This window comes from Rothia amarae, from assembly GCF_042677725.1.
In the GTDB taxonomy this organism is placed as follows: domain Bacteria; phylum Actinomycetota; class Actinomycetes; order Actinomycetales; family Micrococcaceae; genus Rothia; species Rothia amarae.
Genome location: NZ_JBHUCN010000014.1, coordinates 1 through 17478, shown reverse-complemented (window position 1 = coordinate 17478; position 17478 = coordinate 1). Strand labels below are relative to the sequence as shown.

The following is a 17478-nucleotide window of genomic DNA, read 5'->3' as shown; positions in this document are numbered from 1 at the left end:
TCTCCCCCTTAGCTTTCTTCCAAAATGGCAGGAACCTTAAATTTGCCGTCAGCTTCATCGGGAGCACCCGAGAGAGCTTCTTCAGCGGTGAGAGTTTCTCCTACTACGTCTTCCCGGAAAACGTTCTTCAAAGGAATCGGGTGGGAGGTTGCGGGGATATCATCCGAAACCGCATTTGATACCGATGCTACAGATTCAACGATCACGCCTAGTTCTGAGGCAAGCGCCTCAAGTTCGGCGTCCGTCATTTCAATATGAGCCAGCTCCGCAAGGTGGGCTACCGTCTCACGGGTAATGTCAGACATGAATACTCCGTTAGTGGCGAAAAGTTTTCCTCATCTAGTCTAGCTCTCAGAGCCAAATTTGGCGCATTAGAGCAAGAAGCCGAAGAACAGCATGAGGTTTTAACAGAGAAGAACCCCGCAATAGCTGAGCCATAGCGGGGTTCTTCGAAACCATCACAAGGATGATGAGCTTTTATTCCTTGAAGAATTAGAGGTAGATAACCTGTCCAACTTCGATGAGGTCGGGGTTGGTGATGCCGTTAGCAGCTGCCAAGTCCCAGTAGGAGGTGTAACCGTGAGCCAAAGCGATTTCCGAAAGGGTATCGCCAGCCTGAACGGTGTAGGTGTTAGCTGCAGGAGTTGCGGCAACAGGTGCCTGAGCGGCGGGCGCTACAGGAGCCTCAGTTACGACGGGTGCAACAGGTGCTTCAACAGCAACAGGAGCCTCAGTTACGACGGGTGCAGCAGGTGCTTCAACAGCAACAGGAGCCTCAGTTGCAACGGGCGCAACGGGAGCTACAGCCTCAGCCTGAGGTGCCACAGTGGTTTCCTGAACAGGAGCTGCAGCAGGTGCAGCCGCTACTGCGGGGGTGCCAGCTGCATCAGCTGCAGTCAAGCCCAAGGAAGCGGAGCAAGCAGGCCATGCGCCCCAGCCCTGACCGGCAAGTACGTTTTCAGCTACACGAATCTGCTCAGCTTTGGAAGCAGTGGTAGGTGAACCGGAGCCACCAAATGCAGCCCAGGTTGAAGGAGTGAACTGCAGACCACCGGAGAAGCCGTTGCCGGTGCTGATGCCCCAGTTACCACCGGACTCGCACTCTGCCAGTGCGTCCCAGGTTGACTCTGATGCAGCATTTGCGGGAGCAGCGAAAGATGCTACTGCTGCGCCACCAACTACGAGAGCTGCTGCTGAGCGGGTTACGTTACGGCGAATTGAAGTCTTTTTCACGATGCTCCGAGAGGGCCACCTAACGCTCGTCCAGTCCCCTGGCTTCAATGCGTTGCCGTCTACCCTAGATGCTATTGGGTATCTGTTGAGGTTTTGCCCTGTAGACGGACTCAGGTGTGCGGCAAAACCCGGCATGTTCATCAGAGCGAAGTTTGCTCTGAATCATGTGCCCCGATCGCTCGGGGATTTCGTTCGTTGATAACGATACTGTAACGATTTCGATTCTGCCAACCACTTTTTAGGATAAATCACGAAATGGTAAAGAATTCAGCAGGTTTAGCGTTTTCCGGGTGTTTTCCCTGAATTTTTTATGTCGCAGCCTTAACCCCACGCAAAATCCGCGCCATTCCAAGGCAAAAATTCATAAGCAAACTTCGTACTTTACCGGTTTTTTTGTTACCAAAACGCAATATTTGCATCCTCAGCGCCATAAAAAAATTTTAAAAAAACTTGTATAGACCACCCTGGAAGAGAGGCTTTTTAAGGGATATCGCCCAAAAATACGACCCGCCTCTCATACGGAGACGCATCCTTTCTACTCCTTCTGAGCTCCTAAAAATTTTGCTACGTACAACAGTCCAGCCGCCCTCTGTCGTTTTCAAAGGACGGCTGGAACTGCTTTTTATCTGCTATAGCCCAGACTCATAACTATTGCTCGGGACCATTCTCTAGAAGCTCCTTAAAACCTGCCTCATCCAGAACCTTAACTCCCAGTTGTTGAGCCTTGTCCAGCTTGGAACCGGCAGAGACACCAGCTACGAGATAGCTGGTTTTTTTCGAGACGGAGCCCGATGCCTTACCTCCGCGTACTAAAATCGCTTCTTTTGCCGAATCGCGGGTGAAATCCTCCAAAGTTCCCGTGACTACAATCGTCAGTCCCTCAAGATTTCTCTCGATACTTTCGTCCCGTTCGTCCTCCATTCGGACGCCCGATGCCGCCCAAGCATCCACAATTTCGCGATGCCAATCTACGCTAAACCATTCGATGACAGAGCGCGCAATAATCGCCCCGACGCCGTCGACGTTAGCCAGACGCTCCTCGCTAGCGGATCGAATCGCGCCCATAGAGCCAAATTCGGTTGCTAACGCTCTCGCAGCAGTGGGGCCCACATGACGCATAGAGAAAGCCACAAGAACCCGCCACAGCGGCTGACTCTTCGCTTTCTCTAACTGAACCAACAAATTTTCAGTATTCTTGGTCGGTTTAGAGGGGGTCTTAGCAGTGGGCTTGGTCCAAAAATAGGGAACGTTCTCCATTACCCCGGTGCCTTGACCCTTCACCTTTTTCTCCCGCTCAATCTTGACCTCTGCAAGATCCTCTGCGGTGAGATTGAAGAGCTCTGCCTCCGACGTAAGCGGTGGTGTTTGGGGCTCAGCAGGAGCGGTTAGAGCCTTAGCTGCCTCATACCCCAAAGCCTCAATATCAAAAGCTCCCCGTCCAGCGGCGTAAAAAATACGCTCACGGAGCTGCGAAGGGCAGGTTCTAGGATTGGTGCACCGGATATCGACGTCACCCTCTTTCCCCGGCGCCAGGGGCGCCCCGCAGCTGGGGCATTCGGTGGGCATCACAAACTCTCGCTCACTGCCGTCGCGCAACGCAACTACAGGCCCCACGATTTCAGGGATGATATCCCCCGCCTTTCGCAAAACCACAGTATCGCCGATGAGCACACCCTTAGCCTTCACCACATCCTGGTTGTGTAAGGTAGCCATTTCTACCGTTGAGCCCGCTACAACTACCGGCTCCATCACTCCAAAGGGTGTCACGCGCCCGGTACGACCGACATTTACCTGGATATCCAACAGCTTGGTATTGACTTCTTCCGGCGGGTACTTATAGGCAACAGCCCAGCGAGGAACACGCGAGGTATAGCCCAGCTGGTTCTGCGTACGAAAATGGTTGACCTTTATAACGATGCCGTCAATCTCATGCACCAGTGAATGGCGCTGTTCGCCATACTTCTCGATAAATTCTAAGATTTCATCCAGAGTGGTCAGCACTTTGCTGTAGGGGCTCACCGGCAGCCCCCACTCTTTCAACTGATCATAGGTCTGAGCCTGGGTCTGAATATCTAACCCGGTCTGAGCACCAATACCGTGCACAAACATGGACAGCGGACGACGCGCGGTCACCGCCGCATCTTTTTGGCGCAGGGATCCCGCTGCAGCGTTGCGGGGGTTAGCAAAGGGTGCGCGTCCTTCTTCTACAATGCCCTCGTTGAGCTTCTTGAAATCGGCTGAGGAAATAAAAATTTCACCGCGGACTTCAACTTCTTCGGGCCAATCTTTGCCTGCCAGCTGGGTTGGGATGGATTTGATGGTGAGAACATTGTGGGTAACATCCTCACCGGTGGTGCCGTCTCCACGGGTTGCCGCGCGCACCAGTTTGCCCTTGCGGTAAAGCAGGTTAATAGCCAAACCGTCAATTTTTAGTTCGGTCAGCCACTGGGGTTTCTCCCCCGCAATACGGGTTGCATTCGCTTCAGTTTTTTCAAACCACGCTTTGAGCTCTTCAATGGAGAAAACATCTTCCAGGGAATACATGCGGCTCAGGTGAACCACCGGTGCGAATGCAGTGGAAACTTCACCGCCAACTTCTTGGGTGGGAGAATCGTTTGCAACAATCTCTGGGTGCAGAGCCTCAAGCTCCTCCAACTCCCGATACATGGCGTCGTATGCAGCGTCGGAAATGGTGGGGGCGTCGTCCACATAGTACTGCTGGCGGCTTGCTCGAACCTGCTCAATCAGTTGGGCGTAGTGTTCTTTCAGCTCCTCGGAGATACCTTGGGGAGCTGCTTCTGGGATATTTTGCTCATCAGTCACCCTCTCATTTTGCCTCATTGCAGTTACTCAAGACCATAAGAGGGGCTTTAAACACTCGACCCGGCACAGCTATCTTTTCGATGCTGCGCCGGGTTGAGAAAGGGTTACTTATTCGCCGTACTCGCGCATGAGGCGGCGTTCGTCATTGAAGGACTCCTGCTCCACGGTGGCGGTGTGTTTAGCTTCAAAGTCTTCTGAGCGATCCACCAGCCGATTCTGCTGGGTCTGGGTCAGTTCCTTGAGCAGTTCGGCATTTTTCTGAGCTGTTTCTTCTGTGATGGCATCGGCAACCACCACGGTGATGTTGTCGCGACCACCTGCTCGCAGTGCCGCCATCTGAAGCACATCGGCGGCATCTTGCGGGTGCTGAACCGTAGCAAGAACGCGCGCCATGTACTGGTGGGAAAGCTCGCCAGAAAGACCGTCTGAGCACATCATCAATCGATCGCCCTCACGAGCGGGAATGACCCAAAAATCAGGTTCCCAATAGTTACCGGTACCCAGGGCACGAGTAATAACGTTGCGGCGCGGATGGGTGAGCGCCTCCAAAGCGGTAATCTGCCCCGTATCAACGAGGTACTGAACTTCTGAGTGGTCTACCGTAACCTGCTCCAGGTGAAGCCCCTCTACTGAAGCGCCCGAGAGTGAAAGATTCGCATCTTCTGGCTCGTACTCATCGTTACGCACCAGGCGGTAGGTTCGGGAATCACCCACGTTGAAGATGAACCACATATCCTGATCCCCAATATTGGTCAGCCACGCGCCCGTCACCGTAGTACCGGCGCGCTGATTGAGAACATCCTTAATCTTCTCGTCTGCCTCACCAATAATCTCACGTAGCTTCTCCAGCGTACGCATAATCTGACGGTTCAGGGCAGTCGTTCCTTGACGACGTCGCCGCAACAAACCGCGCGCCTCTGCTTCATCTGCGGCTTCCCCTTCAGCCTCTAGCTCAAGAGCATAGGCTGCAAGTTCTTCGTCACTCATTCCACCGGGGCGGGTAAAGAGAGGAGCGTAAGAGATCGTGCGAGCGCACAGGCGAGAGGCAACCTCGCCCGCTTCATGACCGCCCATGCCGTCTGCAACAACATGGAGGGTTCCGGCGATAGCAAACGAATCCTCGTTATTATCGCGGTGGGCGCCAACGTCTGTTGCGCTACCAGCCAGAGTAGTCAGGTGTGATGTGCTCATTCGAAATCTATCTCCAATTCGTTTCCTATACCGGGGGTCAACCCCACCGGCCGGATCTCTCCAAAACCGCGAATATCCTGAATATCTCGGGGAGTGAGGACAAATCGCTGATCGTCTGCGAGCGTATGTGCGGTGCTATCATCGGTCACGACGTCTCCCGGGTTTGCTACTGCAACGAGCCGGGAGGCGAGGTTGACGGTGGGACCGTAGATATCGCCCAGCTTGGGGAGGATTCGCCCCCAGACAAAAGCTACGCGAGCTTCTGGCAGGTGCGGATCTTCTTTAATAAGTTTGGATAAAGCCAGCGAAATTCGCGCTGCGGCTTCAGGTGTTTCTGTTAAAAACATTACTTCATCGCCGATGGTCTTGATAATTCGACCACCACCGACGGCGACTACCTCGGCGCATCTCTGTTCGAAAGTCTGCACTAAATCTGCCAGGGTTTGTTCGTTCATGCGGCGAGAGAGCGTGGTGTACGAAACCAGATCGGCAAATCCTACGCCCCGTACTAAAGGGAGCAGGGTGGGGTCATCAATATCGTTCTGTTCAGAACGCAACGCTAAACGCAGCACTGCTGCAGAAAGCTGGCGGCGGTATCCATAAATCAGGATTTCTTCAAGGTCTTCGAGTAACTCGGGGAGGAACTTCAGCAGTTCTTGGCGGGCTTTGGAGTCCGTATAGCCTTTGTTGGTCATCATGTCTTCAACCAACGCTTCAATCTGCCACGCCACCATACGGTCGGTGAGTTGACCAATCGAACGCGTAATGGAGATGACGCCCTCTTCAGTGAGCCCGTGCTCGCGGCTGAGCCCGGTAATCGTGCCCAAGGCGTCGGCATCGGACTCAGTGAAAAACAAATCTTTATCGGTGAGATTGGGAAAGCCCAAAGCACGCCAGATTTTTCGGGAGGTCAGCAGAGAAACGCCGCTTTGAGCGGACACGTCTCGACGGTTCAGATGCCTGTTGTCTCCCAGGAGAACTTTCTCCAGTGCTCGCATGGCTGCGCGGTCTTCAGGGGTGCGATACAGGTTGCTCTGTGCGCGGTTTTTCAGATATTGAAAGTGCTCTGAGGTCGGCTCCGCTGGTAGGTTCTCGTCTGAACCGGGTGCCGTTGATTCCACGTGAGCTGTCCTTCCATTGGTCGCTGCTTGATGAGCAGGCAAAATTCTCTGTGATTTACGATACTCCACAAAACGTTCGGAGGTAGACACGAAAAACCGTGATTTCTCAAGAAAATTTGAATCAATACATGGCTGACCAGCTCAAACGCTGCATCAGCCGATTCTGTGCTCCTCGAATTTCATGAGAAAAATCATGCCCTCGAGGAACTGACCGCAGTACGTGGACTTCCCCTTGAACATGCAGGTGAAGATGAGCGCCGTCCGCACCGCGCAGAGCAGCAGGGCGGACGTCGACGCCCTCAATAACTGCCAACGGTAAAGACACCTGCGAGGAGGTCCCAAACCCGCGTTGGATGACAACACGGGAATTCGTTAAGAAGAAACCCGTACTCCCCCAGCGCACCACTCGCCGCAAACACTTCCACGAAAAGAAAGTCGCCAGGAAATATCCGGCCCATGCCAGCACAGAGGAGTCAGCAGAAATAGTAGAGGCAAAGCTAAAAGCCAGGACTGCCCCCAGTCCTTCCCAGAGCGCCGGAAGTAACGCGCTGGCTTGCGAGCGCGTAGCAATCAAAACTTCTTCACCCGGGGCTAATGTTCCTCTAAGTTTCATCATCCACCAGAGTACGAGAGATTCCTGAAAAAATCTCAGGAGCGCCAATCGGTTCGTGGGCGGAGATGCACAACATCGCCCACCGAATAAGAAGCTGTTTCCCCGCTGGAAAGTCGAACCATGATTTCACCGTCCTCCCCCAAATCTACTGCGGTGCCGTGAACCTGTTGATCGCCGGGGAGGTGAACAGTGACTTCTTTGCCGAGAGTACTCATGCTCTGGTATAGGCGTTCTCGAAGGGAAAGACCGCCGAGAAGTGGGCGAGTGGGATCTGCCTCTGCAGTGAAAAATGCGCGGGCAAACTGGGCGAAAGTTTCTGCCACATGAGAAAGCACTTCTTCTAGGTTGACAGTGTGCCCTGTTTCTACCCGGAGGGAGGTGGCAGTTTTTACGGGAAGCAGTTCTGCTGTCATATTAAGGTTGAGTCCAATTCCCAAAATTACTGAATAGTGCCCACCCGGTTCACTCACGAGTTGAGAGAGAATACCGCAACACTTTTTTTCTCCGATTAGGATGTCGTTGGGCCATTTGATGCTGGGCTGAACCGAATAACGGCGCAAACTATCTGTTGCAGCCAGGGCAAGAAGTTGAGTGAGCCAGTGTAACTGGTGAGGTGGTACCCGATATGCAGGGTTAGCATGCGGACGAACCACAAAAGAAACCGCCAAGGCGCTGCCTGCTGGGGCAGTCCATACTCTGTCTAAACGCCCCCGCCCTGATTGCTGGTCTGCCGTTGCTACCAGCGAGAGCTCCCCCCAGCCCCGAGCGGTCACTGCATCCGCTAGAGCTAGTTGCTGAGAGGCGTAGGCGTTGGTCGAACCCACCGCATCCAAGATAATGGTGCGGGAAAAGGACGGCAGAACGAGTTGAGAGGCATCAATCGTAGGGGCAGGCTCCAGCATGAAATATCTCCTCGTCCGCACGGAAACAGGTATGGGCTTCGATCTTAGGTCTTACCTGAGATACATTAGAGCATAGATTGAATACCGTGATTCGGATCTCATGGGATTCTGAATCATCAGATAAAGGAGTTTCCTTTGAGTTACTTTGCATGCACCTATGTTTACGGCCCGGCGGAAGAGCAGGCAAAATTCCGCCCCGCGCATCGCGCTTATTTAGGCGAGCTAGTGGAGGCTGGCAAGCTAGCAGCTTCGGGCCCCTTTGTAAGTGAGGACGATCCGGGGGCTTTGCTGTTGTTCATAGGTCAAAGCACCGAAGAAGTTGAAGAATTAATTGCCCAAGACCCTATGCACCAGGGCGGCGCCGTACTGTCTTATACCGTACGTGAGTGGAACCCCGTGATGGGTAGCGTAGGACCTCAGAACTAAGTTCAGCCGGCCATCCGAAATCACAGGTGGTGTTACTGACCGGTCACTCCAAATAGCTGGTGCTAATAGCCGATAAACGTGAAAAACCCCTCTGATTTCGGTGTTCTCTTTGACCGCCGGCGCCCCGAACGCACTATAGTTGTGGAGTTATACACGCTCGATTACAGCGCCTCCCGAGCCAATCTGCAAGGAATTGAAGTGTCCGAAATCAACAACAGTTCATCTGCCACAGCCTCTGAAGAATTCGATGTCAGCACCACAGCGGGCAAAATTGCAGACTTTTATGCGCGCAGGGAGGCTACTTTAGCTCCTACCGGTCAGGCACCCATTGACCGTCAGCACGCACGCGGCAAACACACTGCCCGAGAGCGTATCGAGATGCTTCTCGATGAAGATTCCTTTGTAGAATTCGATGCGCTTGCCAAACACCGCACCAGCGCTTTCGGTATGGACAAGAAACGCCCGGTAGGCGACGGTCTGGTGTCTGGATATGGCACCATCGACGGACGCCTGGTTGCAGTATATTCCCAAGATTTCACCGTCTACGGCGGTTCACTTTCGCAGGTCAACGGCGAAAAGATTGTCAAAGTGCAAAAGTTCGCCCTACAGAACGGCTGCCCCGTCATCGGTATTAACGACGGCGGTGGTGCTCGTATCCAAGAAGGCGTGGCGTCTTTGGCGATGTTTGCCGATATCTTCCGCATGAACGTGCGCGCGTCCGGCGTCGTTCCGCAGATTTCGGTCATTATGGGCCCTTGCGCTGGCGGTGCAGCATATTCACCGGCTCTAACCGACTACATCATCATGGTCGATAAGACCTCGCACATGTTTATTACCGGCCCAGACGTCATTAAGACCGTAACCGGTGAAGAAGTCGATATGGAAACCCTCGGTGGAGCCCATCAGCATAATGCGGTGACCGGCACTTCCGCCTACCTGGCAGAAGATGAAGAAGACGCGTTCGATTTCGTGCGCGAACTCATCGAGTTTTTGCCTTCGAATAATCTCAGTGAGTCGTTCCCGCTGGAGCATGACCAAGAGGGCGACATCAACGTGGATGACCTAGAGTTAGATCAGCTCATTCCTGATTCTGCTAATCAGCCCTACGACATGCGCACGGTCATCGAATCCGTTGTGGATGAAGGGCACTTCCTTGAAATGCAGGCGCTCTACGCTCCCAACGTGATGGTAGGTTACGCCCGCGTTGAAGGACGCACGGTTGGCATTGTAGCGAACCAGCCCATGCAGTTCGCAGGAACGCTCGATATTAATGCATCGGAAAAAGCAGCACGCTTTGTGCGCAACTGCGATGCGTTCAATATCCCCGTTCTGACTTTTGTAGATGTTCCCGGCTTTTTGCCCGGCACCGATCAGGAGTTTAACGGCATTATCCGCCGAGGTGCTAAGTTGCTCTACGCTTATGCTGAGGCAACTGTTCCGCTGGTCACCGTGATTACCCGCAAGGCATACGGCGGGGCGTACATTGTGATGGGTTCCAAGAAGCTGGGTGCAGATATCAACCTGGCATGGCCTACCGCTCAAATTGGCGTGATGGGTGCCCAGGGTGCCGTCAACATTCTCTACCGCCGTGACCTCGCTACGGCAGAAGAAGCTGGCGAGGACGTCGAAGCTAAGCGCGCCGAACTGGTACAGAAATACGAAGAGGAGCTCTTAAACCCCTACCAGGCTGCAGAGCTGGGCTACATTGATGAGGTTATCGCCCCCAGTGAGACCCGTCTTCGCATTATTCAGTCGCTCAGAGCGCTGCGGGATAAGCGCGCTGCCAGCCCCGCCAAGAAGCACGGCAACATCCCCCTTTAAGCGACGCCTCGTCCCTTTCTTTTTTGAATCTTCTGTTGGAGTTTATCTGTGGCTAATTCAAGGTCTTTCCCCTACCTGCCGTTTGGCAATCGCGAGCGCACGAAAGCTGAAAAACTCAGTGGGGCGCCGCGGCACAAGGGTGAGCCCCAGCAGGGCATTTCAGACAGGAAGACTAGTGTTGATACTAGTGAAGTGGCTTTTTCGGGCATTGATGAAAGCCGCCCTTCTAACACTGCTCAGGACAACCAGCAGCCTTTTATTACCGTGCTCCAGGGGAATCCGACCGATGAAGAAATAGCGGCGCTCACCGCCGTTGTTTCTGCAATGGCTGCGCAGAATACTCACGATGAATATTCAGCATTAGCCCTGTGGCAACGCCAGCTCAACCGCGGTCAACGTCTGGGCGATCTGTTGCGTCCTGGCCCTGGCTCCTGGCGGCGCGCTCGTCCGATGTAGGGGCAAGCCCCTTTTGAATGAGGTGTGGTGCGAGTCATAGAATAATAGCTATGACAAAATTTTCAACTCTGCCTGCCATCTACCGTGAAGAACGAACCTCAACGGCTATTGATGCTATCGCCAACGAATTCTATGAAAAGCAATTAGAACTTGACCCTGAGTGGGCAACCCTTGCCGGACGAACCGGTAGGGAATCCGAATACGGTGATTATTCACCGGCGGGTCGCCTACAGCGCATCACTTTGATTCGCCAGACGCTGGAAAAATTGCGCCATGCAGCGCCGGTAGACGACGTCGATCGAGTGACTCTCGATGCCATGAACGAACGCCTGGGGCTTGAGGTAGAACTCTTTGAGGCGGGTCTGGGCGATTGGGAACTCAATAATATCGAGTCGCCCGTCCAAAATATTCGCGCGATATTTGATCAGATGAAGCGGGAGACTCCCGAGGATTGGAAGAATATCGCAGCGCGCTTGCACAACGTCGATGGTGCAACAGCCGGTTTTATTCAGTCCCTTGATGCTGCACGAGAGAAGGGAAATATTTCCCCTCGCCGGCAGATTGATATTGTGCTCGAACAGATTTCTGCTTACACCACTGAGGGCGGGTTCTTTGATGAGGTAGCCGCTGAAGTTGCAGCAGCCGCTCCCGAACACGCGGATTTTGCCACAGAAGGCGCCACCCGTGCCAAAGCTGGCTATGAAGAACTCAGCACCTACTTGAAAGATACGTTGTACCCGCAAGCTGGTGAGCAAGACGCCGTGGGTGAAAAACGTTATTCGCTCTATTCTCGCCAGTTCCTAGGTTCGGTGGTTGACCTCGATGAAACATACCGCTGGGGCGTTGAAGAGCTCGACCGAATCATTGCCGAGCAGAAGGCGACGGCAGAGGAAATCAAGCCGGGTGCAACTATCGAAGAGGCGAAGAAAATTCTCGACGCTGACCCCGAACGTACATTGCACGGTACCGACGCTCTGCGCCAGTGGATGCAGACTCTCTCCGATAGCGCCGTTGAAGCCCTGGGCAGAAAGTACTTTGTGATTGAAGGAGCCATGCGCGAGCTGGAGTGCATGATTGCCCCTACCCAAGAAGGCGGCATCTACTACACCGCACCCTCCCCTGATTTTGAACGTCCCGGGCGTATGTGGTGGTCTGTTCCTGAGGGTGAAGATACCTTTGGTACCTGGCGGGAAACCTCCACCGTGTATCACGAAGGCGTGCCCGGGCATCATCTGCAATCGGCAGTCGCAGCCGCTATGGCTGAGACCATGAACCAGTGGCGTGCGAACGCAGTGTGGGTATCCGGTCATGGTGAAGGATGGGCGCTGTATGCCGAACGTCTGATGGAAGAACTCGGGTTCCTCTCCGATGCCGGCGACCGCATGGGCATGCTAGATGCTCAGCGCATGCGTGCGGCACGAGTCGTCTTTGATATTGGGCTGCACTGCGGCAAAGAAATTCCCTCCCGCTGGGTTGAAGAGCTGGGGCTTGAACCGGGGATTTGGGACGCCGATTCGGGCTTTGCTTTCTTGAAGGCAAACCTTGATCTTTCGCCGGGGCAGCTACGTTTTGAGTTCCTGCGCTACCTCGGCTGGCCCGGTCAAGCGCCGTCGTACAAGATCGGTCAGCGGATATGGGAGCAACTGCGCGATGAGGCTAGAGCTGCCGGCACCGCGGGGGAAGACGACCGTGATTTTCATACTCGCGCGCTGAAATTGGGTTCGATGGGATTGGATTCGCTCCGCAGGGCACTCTCCATGGATGCGCCAGGCGCAAACTAAGAATTTGCTGTGCCATCGAAAGAATCGATACCGAGATAGTTGCCTCCTTGTCCCCGCCCGGGTTTAGATAGGAGTATGCATTTCGGAATTATTTCAACAGGCCCCATCAGTGCGGAGTTTTCTCAAGCTATCAAGTTCACTGATGGGGCTGATATTTCCGCCGTTTTTAGTAGGAACGCTGAGTCCGCCCAGGCTTTTATTGACCAGCAGCAGTTGCAGGCAACCGCGTTCGATTCGGTGGAAGCGCTCTGCGCAAGCAACGACGTCGACGCCGTCTATATTGCATCCCCCAACTCATTGCATCTCTCGCATGCGCTGGTAGCTATCCAGGCGGGCAAGCACGTTGTGATTGAGAAGCCTGCGGTGTGGAATCCGGCTCAGTGGGATCAGGTCTGGGGAGCAGCCGAAAAGCATAAGGTTCTAGTTTTTGAGGCGGCTCGCCATATCTATGAACCTGCCCAGAAAATTGTTCGCGACTACCTGGTAGGCAAGAAACCTAAAACGGTTCGCCTGAATTTTTCGCAGTATTCTTCCCGTTGGGATGCCGTTGAAGCCGGTGAAGAGCCCAACATTTTCTCGCTGAAAACGGGCGGTGGCGCACTCGTTGACCTGGGTGTTTACCCTATCTACGACGCTATCTACTGGTTTGGTGAACCCGACGGCGTCCGCTACTTTCCAGCTCTAGCACCTACAGGGGTAGACGGCGCGGGAACTTTGGTGTTGGTCTACAAGGACTTCAACGTCATTATTACTATCGCTAAGAATGCTCATTCAGATGCGCCGTCGGAAATTCTGCTGGGTCGGGAAACTCTGCGACTTTCTTCCGTCCAGGGAATCGACCTGGTGACCGAATATACTGCCGGAGATGAGCAGGTCCTTTTTGATTCGAAGGCTACCCCAGGTTCCCGCCCGCTCTCGGAGCTGATGCGTTTTGAGGCAGAGTTTTTCTGCGACATGATTCAGGCACATCTTGAGGGAAACTTCGATGAGGCTCGAGTAAACCGCTACCGCTCGCTCACGTTGCTTTCCCGCTCTGTGAATGAGGTCTGCACGAATGCACGCTATACCGCGGGTATTTTCTTTGAGAACGAGACGTTGGAGATTTCTGGTTAATGTTCCACGAAGCAGTAAAGGACACTCATTTGAGTGTCCTTTACTGTTTTAAGGTGCCTGATGCCTTTTTACCTTATGAGGGATTCAGCTCAATCAGCTACGCAACTTTGCTTCCGATGAGCTTGGTTGAGTTTGCTGTCTCATCACCGAATGAATCGCCAGTTTCGGTAAACCCGTCATTGGTGCGGGGCGCGTTGTAGATGGATTCGTCCATGATGCCCTCTCGCTTAGCAACGATAGCAGCAACCAGAGCCTGCCCAGCTACGTTGAGCGCGGTGCGACCCATGTCGATAATCGGGTCAATCGCTAGGAGCAGACCGACGCCGTCCAGTGGCAAGCCCAAGGTGGAGAGGGTCAGGGTGAGCATGACGGTTGCACCGGTAGTTCCAGCGGTAGCCGCAGAGCCGAGAACGGACACCATCATAATGAGCAGGTAGTGCGTGAAGTTAAGGTCAACCCCGTAGAACTGCGCCACGAAAATAGCCGCCAGCGCCGGGTAGACCGAAGCGCAACCGTCCATTTTTGAGGTAGCTCCCAGCGGGATGACGAACGAGGCATAGGAGCGGGGCACACCGAGGTTCCGTTCGGTGATGGACTGGGTCAGCGGCATCGTACCCATAGACGAGCGTGACACAAAGCCCATTTGGATGGCGGGCCAAGCGCCGGTGAGGTACTGCTTGACCGATAGACCATTCACCTTGATGAGAATCGGGTAGACCACGAACATGACCAGCAGTAGCCCCACGTAGAGCGCCACCACGAATTTGGCGAGTGCGCCCATGGACGTCCAGCCGTAGGCGTAGACCGCGCGTCCAATCAAGCCGACGGTGCCCAGGGGCGCCAAGCGGATAATCCACCAAAGAATTTTCTGGACAATTTCCAGCACAGAATTCACCACGGTGAGGAAGGGCTGGGCGGCGGGGCCAACCTTGAGCGCGGCAACACCCACGACACCGGAGATGACCAGCATTTGCAGAACGTTGAAGGTTGCCGAGCCGGTGAGCGCACCGGAGTCTGATTCGCTAATGTTTACGCCCAATCCGAGGAAATTCACGGGAATAAGGCCGGTAAGGAAGGCGAGCCAACTCCCCTGCTTGCCTTCGTAGCTAGGCGGAGTGGCTAGTCCGGTGTTTGCGCCGGGTTGCACAATGATTCCGAGCGCAATGCCGATAAGTACGGCGATAAATGCGGTGATCGCAAACCAAAGCAGGGTTTGGGTTGCGAGCCGGGCGGCGTTGGTGACTTTGGAGAGGTTGGCAATGGAGCTGACCACCGCGGTGAAGATGAGCGGAACGATGGCTGCTTTGAGGAGGGTGACGTAGCTGGAACCGATGGTGTCCAGGGTGGTCATGAGCCAGTTGGGGTTCTCTTGGGCGTCGCCGCCCATCCAGGTGGCAATGAGACCGAGGACGACGCCGACGACGAGCGCGGCAATGATTTGATTGCCGAAGGAGGTCATCCAAGCAGGAAAACGTGGAGTGTGAGTTCGGGGAGTAGACATGTCTACAAGGTACGCCTTGATGACTGCGGCACGGTAGCTTTCATGACAAAATATTACTTTACGAGTGAAAGTATTTTGGGGCACAAACAGAGGGGTGGGGTGCGGTAATGTTTTTTGCATCGAGCTTGAAGATGTCTAACCCTCTGCGGCCATGAGCAGTAACAACGAAACCTGTTACCCATTCAAAAACCAGCGCCCCCCTACCCAGTTATTAGTAGATAACCTACATTATGAAGCATAAATTATTCTGGTTATTGAAATCTAACACAGTTAATATTGAACTGCTCTTATCGCGTTGTATTCAGTAGGTTATAGCGATGAACGATGCCAGGATTACTCGCTCTATCAGGCTTATATATAAGGGTGAAACCCAACAACCCATCATCCATTAGGAAACAGCCGTGTCAGACAGGTCTTTTTACACTCAAATAAACCGCTTAGAAAAATAAAAGCGAGCATCATTGAGGCTTATTCAAAAGTCCTCCCAGCCGCATAAAACACCAGACCCCGCACCACCGAAAACACCTGCCGATACAAACTCAACGGCCGCCTAAACCCCGAATAAAGAACCCGCCAGGTCTTCACTTGAGCGATAACCCGCTCCACCACAGCCCGTAATCTATTGATAATGCGATTATTATCCTTGACACCCTGAGGCACTTTCACACCAGGCTTACGCCTGGTCGGGGTTGCTAGCCCCAGGCCTATATAGCCCTTATCGGCCAGAGTCGAGGATTCCAGTAGCTGATCTAGCCCGTGAGCTCTGAAAGCATGAGCATCATGCCTTGCCCCGGGTAGCGGGTCAGTGATGACTAGGAGCCTGCCATCGAGGGTGCAGATGACTTGGTGGTTGAAACCGGTTCGTTTATGTTTGCCCGAAAAATTTGTTTTTCCTAGTGAACGCCAGTTCCAGGTGGGTACAAGAGTTCCATCGACAACCAAAGAACCTGGTACATCCAGGCTCATTTTCAAAGGCTGTTCTAGAGGTTTGAAGACCTTTGCAAGCGCCTTTTCGATAGTGTTGATGGTCCGTGAGATAGTAGGTTGCGAGACGGTGAAGATTTCAGCAAGTAGCTCTTCGGTGAGATTGTGTCGGTGGTAGAGCAGAGTGGTTTTGAGTGCCTGAGCTGGAGTGAGGGCTGGTGGTCTTCCTCCTGGTTTACCCCAGATGAGTTGGTTGGTCAGGGCTGTCAGTAGAGCGGCAAATTGCGTGGCGGTAAGGCCGGTTGTACGCTGGTGGTGCAACGGTTCTTCCTGGTGCGGTTTGAGAATATTTGTGGTTATTTATCCTCAAGGTTGCCGCTATGGTGGGGCCGTTGTCTAGTTGGTGGGGGTTGGGGTGTGTACCCCCTTATGAATAATCCTCAAAGGAGGAGTTAAAAAGTGAAGCCCTTAAAAAGCAAAGCCTTTATTTATGGTTTATTATTCACATTTATCATCGCAGTTATAAGTTTATTAGGCTCAAAGTTACCATTTTTAGATAAGATAGGTGCTTTAACAATTGCTATACTGATTGCGATTCTATATAGACATTTTAAGGGTTACCCTGAAGCATATCGTTCAGGAATCGCATTTTCGTCTAAACGTTTACTGAAATTAGCTATTATATTATATGGATTAAAGCTAAATATTTATGATGTAATTGGAAAAGGTAGCGATTTATTATTAATCGATATTGGAGTCATCCTTTTTAGTATCGGATTAATGTTATTACTAAATAAATATATTAAAGGAGATAAAAACCTCATCCTATTATTAGGTATTGGCACTGGGGTGTGTGGCGCGGCAGCTATTGCAGCAGTATCTCCAATATTAAAATCTAGAGAAAAAGATTCTGCGATTAGTATTGGTATTGTCGCACTTATTGGCACTATATTTTCGCTCGCATATACTGTAATATATTCTGTTTTTACAATATCTCCTGAAGTATTTGGGGTCTGGTCAGGTACAAGTTTACATGAAATTGCACATGTAATTCTTGCTTCGGGCTTCTCAGGTCAAGAGGCTTTGAGTATGGGACTGTTAGGAAAACTGGGACGTGTGTTTTTATTAATACCTCTGAGTATTATTTTAATCTTAATTATGAGAAAAAAATCGCATAGTGAGACTGAAAAAAAACGTATTGATGTACCTTACTTTTTACTTGGTTTTGTCATAATGGCACTATTCCATACTTATGTATCCTTGCCACACATGGTTATGCAAATTATAGATAACATCACTACTATATGCTTATTAATGGCAATGGTTGCATTAGGGTTAAATGTTTCATTTAAAGACTTAAAAGATCGTGCTTTCAAACCATTAATAGTTGTCATTATTGTATCTATTTGTTTATCAACTGTGACATTTATTGTTGCTAAGTCCTTTTATGGTTAGAATATAAGTATAATAAAAAATTGATATAGAGAGGCTTATTCATAAGGTGTCCGAAGCCGCAAAGAAAATCAGCGCCCGCACCAGAAGAAAACACCCGCAAATAAACACCGAGCGGCCG

At 52.4% G+C, this 17478-nt stretch carries 15 protein-coding genes; 6 read left to right on the top strand and 9 right to left on the bottom strand.

The features are described 5' to 3' along the window. Nucleotides 1-8: 8 nt before the first annotated feature. From gatC to ACFR81_RS09015, 7 genes are all read right to left on the bottom strand, one after another. The gene (gene gatC, locus ACFR81_RS09045; protein WP_190616911.1) at nucleotides 9-305 is read right to left on the bottom strand and encodes an Asp-tRNA(Asn)/Glu-tRNA(Gln) amidotransferase subunit GatC; all 297 of its coding nucleotides are present in this window, start codon (nucleotides 303-305) and stop codon (nucleotides 9-11) included. Nucleotides 306-492: 187 nt separating this feature from the next. Then, nucleotides 493-1233, bottom strand: coding sequence for a transglycosylase family protein (locus ACFR81_RS09040; RefSeq protein ID WP_343875743.1), 741 nt, complete (start codon nucleotides 1231-1233; stop codon nucleotides 493-495). A 648-nt stretch (nucleotides 1234-1881) separates the two neighbouring features. Then, on the bottom strand, nucleotides 1882-4074 hold the full coding sequence (ligA, locus tag ACFR81_RS09035; protein ID WP_377148794.1) for an NAD-dependent DNA ligase LigA: 2193 nt from the start codon (nucleotides 4072-4074) through the stop codon (nucleotides 1882-1884). Between the two features lie 90 nt (nucleotides 4075-4164). Further along, nucleotides 4165-5247 carry a PP2C family protein-serine/threonine phosphatase gene (locus tag ACFR81_RS09030; RefSeq protein ID WP_343875747.1) on the bottom strand — a complete coding sequence of 361 codons (1083 nt, stop codon included), beginning with the start codon at nucleotides 5245-5247 and terminating at the stop codon, nucleotides 4165-4167. After that, nucleotides 5244-6458 carry an adenylate/guanylate cyclase domain-containing protein gene (locus ACFR81_RS09025; RefSeq protein ID WP_318275047.1) on the bottom strand — a complete coding sequence of 405 codons (1215 nt, stop codon included), beginning with the start codon at nucleotides 6456-6458 and terminating at the stop codon, nucleotides 5244-5246. Before ACFR81_RS09025 ends, ACFR81_RS09030 begins: the two co-directional genes overlap by 4 nt. Before the next feature lie 31 nt (nucleotides 6459-6489). Further along, on the bottom strand, nucleotides 6490-6984 hold the full coding sequence (locus ACFR81_RS09020; protein ID WP_343875750.1) for a PH domain-containing protein: 495 nt from the start codon (nucleotides 6982-6984) through the stop codon (nucleotides 6490-6492). 32 nt (nucleotides 6985-7016) lie between these two features. Beyond that, nucleotides 7017-7883: a biotin--[acetyl-CoA-carboxylase] ligase gene (locus tag ACFR81_RS09015; RefSeq protein WP_343875752.1), complete on the bottom strand. Its 867-nt coding sequence runs from the start codon at nucleotides 7881-7883 to the stop codon at nucleotides 7017-7019. A 135-nt stretch (nucleotides 7884-8018) separates the two neighbouring features. On the opposite strand from ACFR81_RS09015, the gene ACFR81_RS09010 reads away from it, so the two are divergent. The 5 genes from ACFR81_RS09010 to ACFR81_RS08990 all read left to right on the top strand — a co-directional run bounded on the left by ACFR81_RS09010 (nucleotide 8019) and on the right by ACFR81_RS08990 (nucleotide 13480). Continuing rightward, nucleotides 8019-8309, top strand: coding sequence for a YciI family protein (locus ACFR81_RS09010; protein ID WP_343875754.1), 291 nt, complete (start codon nucleotides 8019-8021; stop codon nucleotides 8307-8309). Nucleotides 8310-8516: 207 nt separating this feature from the next. Further along, a complete protein-coding gene (locus tag ACFR81_RS09005) occupies nucleotides 8517-10130 on the top strand; it encodes an acyl-CoA carboxylase subunit beta (protein ID WP_343875772.1) in 1614 nt (537 codons plus the stop codon). A gap of 48 nt (nucleotides 10131-10178) precedes the next feature. Then, nucleotides 10179-10586, top strand: a complete 408-nt coding sequence (locus ACFR81_RS09000) for an acyl-CoA carboxylase subunit epsilon (RefSeq protein ID WP_318275044.1) — start codon at nucleotides 10179-10181, stop codon at nucleotides 10584-10586. Nucleotides 10587-10636: 50 nt separating this feature from the next. Further along, entirely contained in the window at nucleotides 10637-12367 is a 1731-nt protein-coding gene (locus ACFR81_RS08995) for a DUF885 family protein (protein WP_145174712.1), read from the top strand. A gap of 75 nt (nucleotides 12368-12442) precedes the next feature. Next, nucleotides 12443-13480, top strand: coding sequence for a Gfo/Idh/MocA family protein (locus ACFR81_RS08990; RefSeq protein WP_190616920.1), 1038 nt, complete (start codon nucleotides 12443-12445; stop codon nucleotides 13478-13480). 97 nt (nucleotides 13481-13577) lie between these two features. On the opposite strand, the gene ACFR81_RS08985 is transcribed toward ACFR81_RS08990, so the two are convergent. Further along, nucleotides 13578-14981, bottom strand: a complete 1404-nt coding sequence (locus ACFR81_RS08985; RefSeq protein ID WP_068171563.1) for a dicarboxylate/amino acid:cation symporter — start codon at nucleotides 14979-14981, stop codon at nucleotides 13578-13580. A 468-nt stretch (nucleotides 14982-15449) separates the two neighbouring features. Beyond that, nucleotides 15450-16226 (bottom strand): transposase family protein, encoded by a 777-nt coding sequence (locus tag ACFR81_RS08980; RefSeq protein ID WP_343875760.1) that lies wholly within the window; start codon nucleotides 16224-16226, stop codon nucleotides 15450-15452. Between the two features lie 138 nt (nucleotides 16227-16364). On the opposite strand from ACFR81_RS08980, the gene ACFR81_RS08975 reads away from it, so the two are divergent. Further along, nucleotides 16365-17360: a putative sulfate exporter family transporter gene (locus ACFR81_RS08975; RefSeq protein ID WP_145177667.1), complete on the top strand. Its 996-nt coding sequence runs from the start codon at nucleotides 16365-16367 to the stop codon at nucleotides 17358-17360. Nucleotides 17361-17478: the final 118 nt, after the last annotated feature.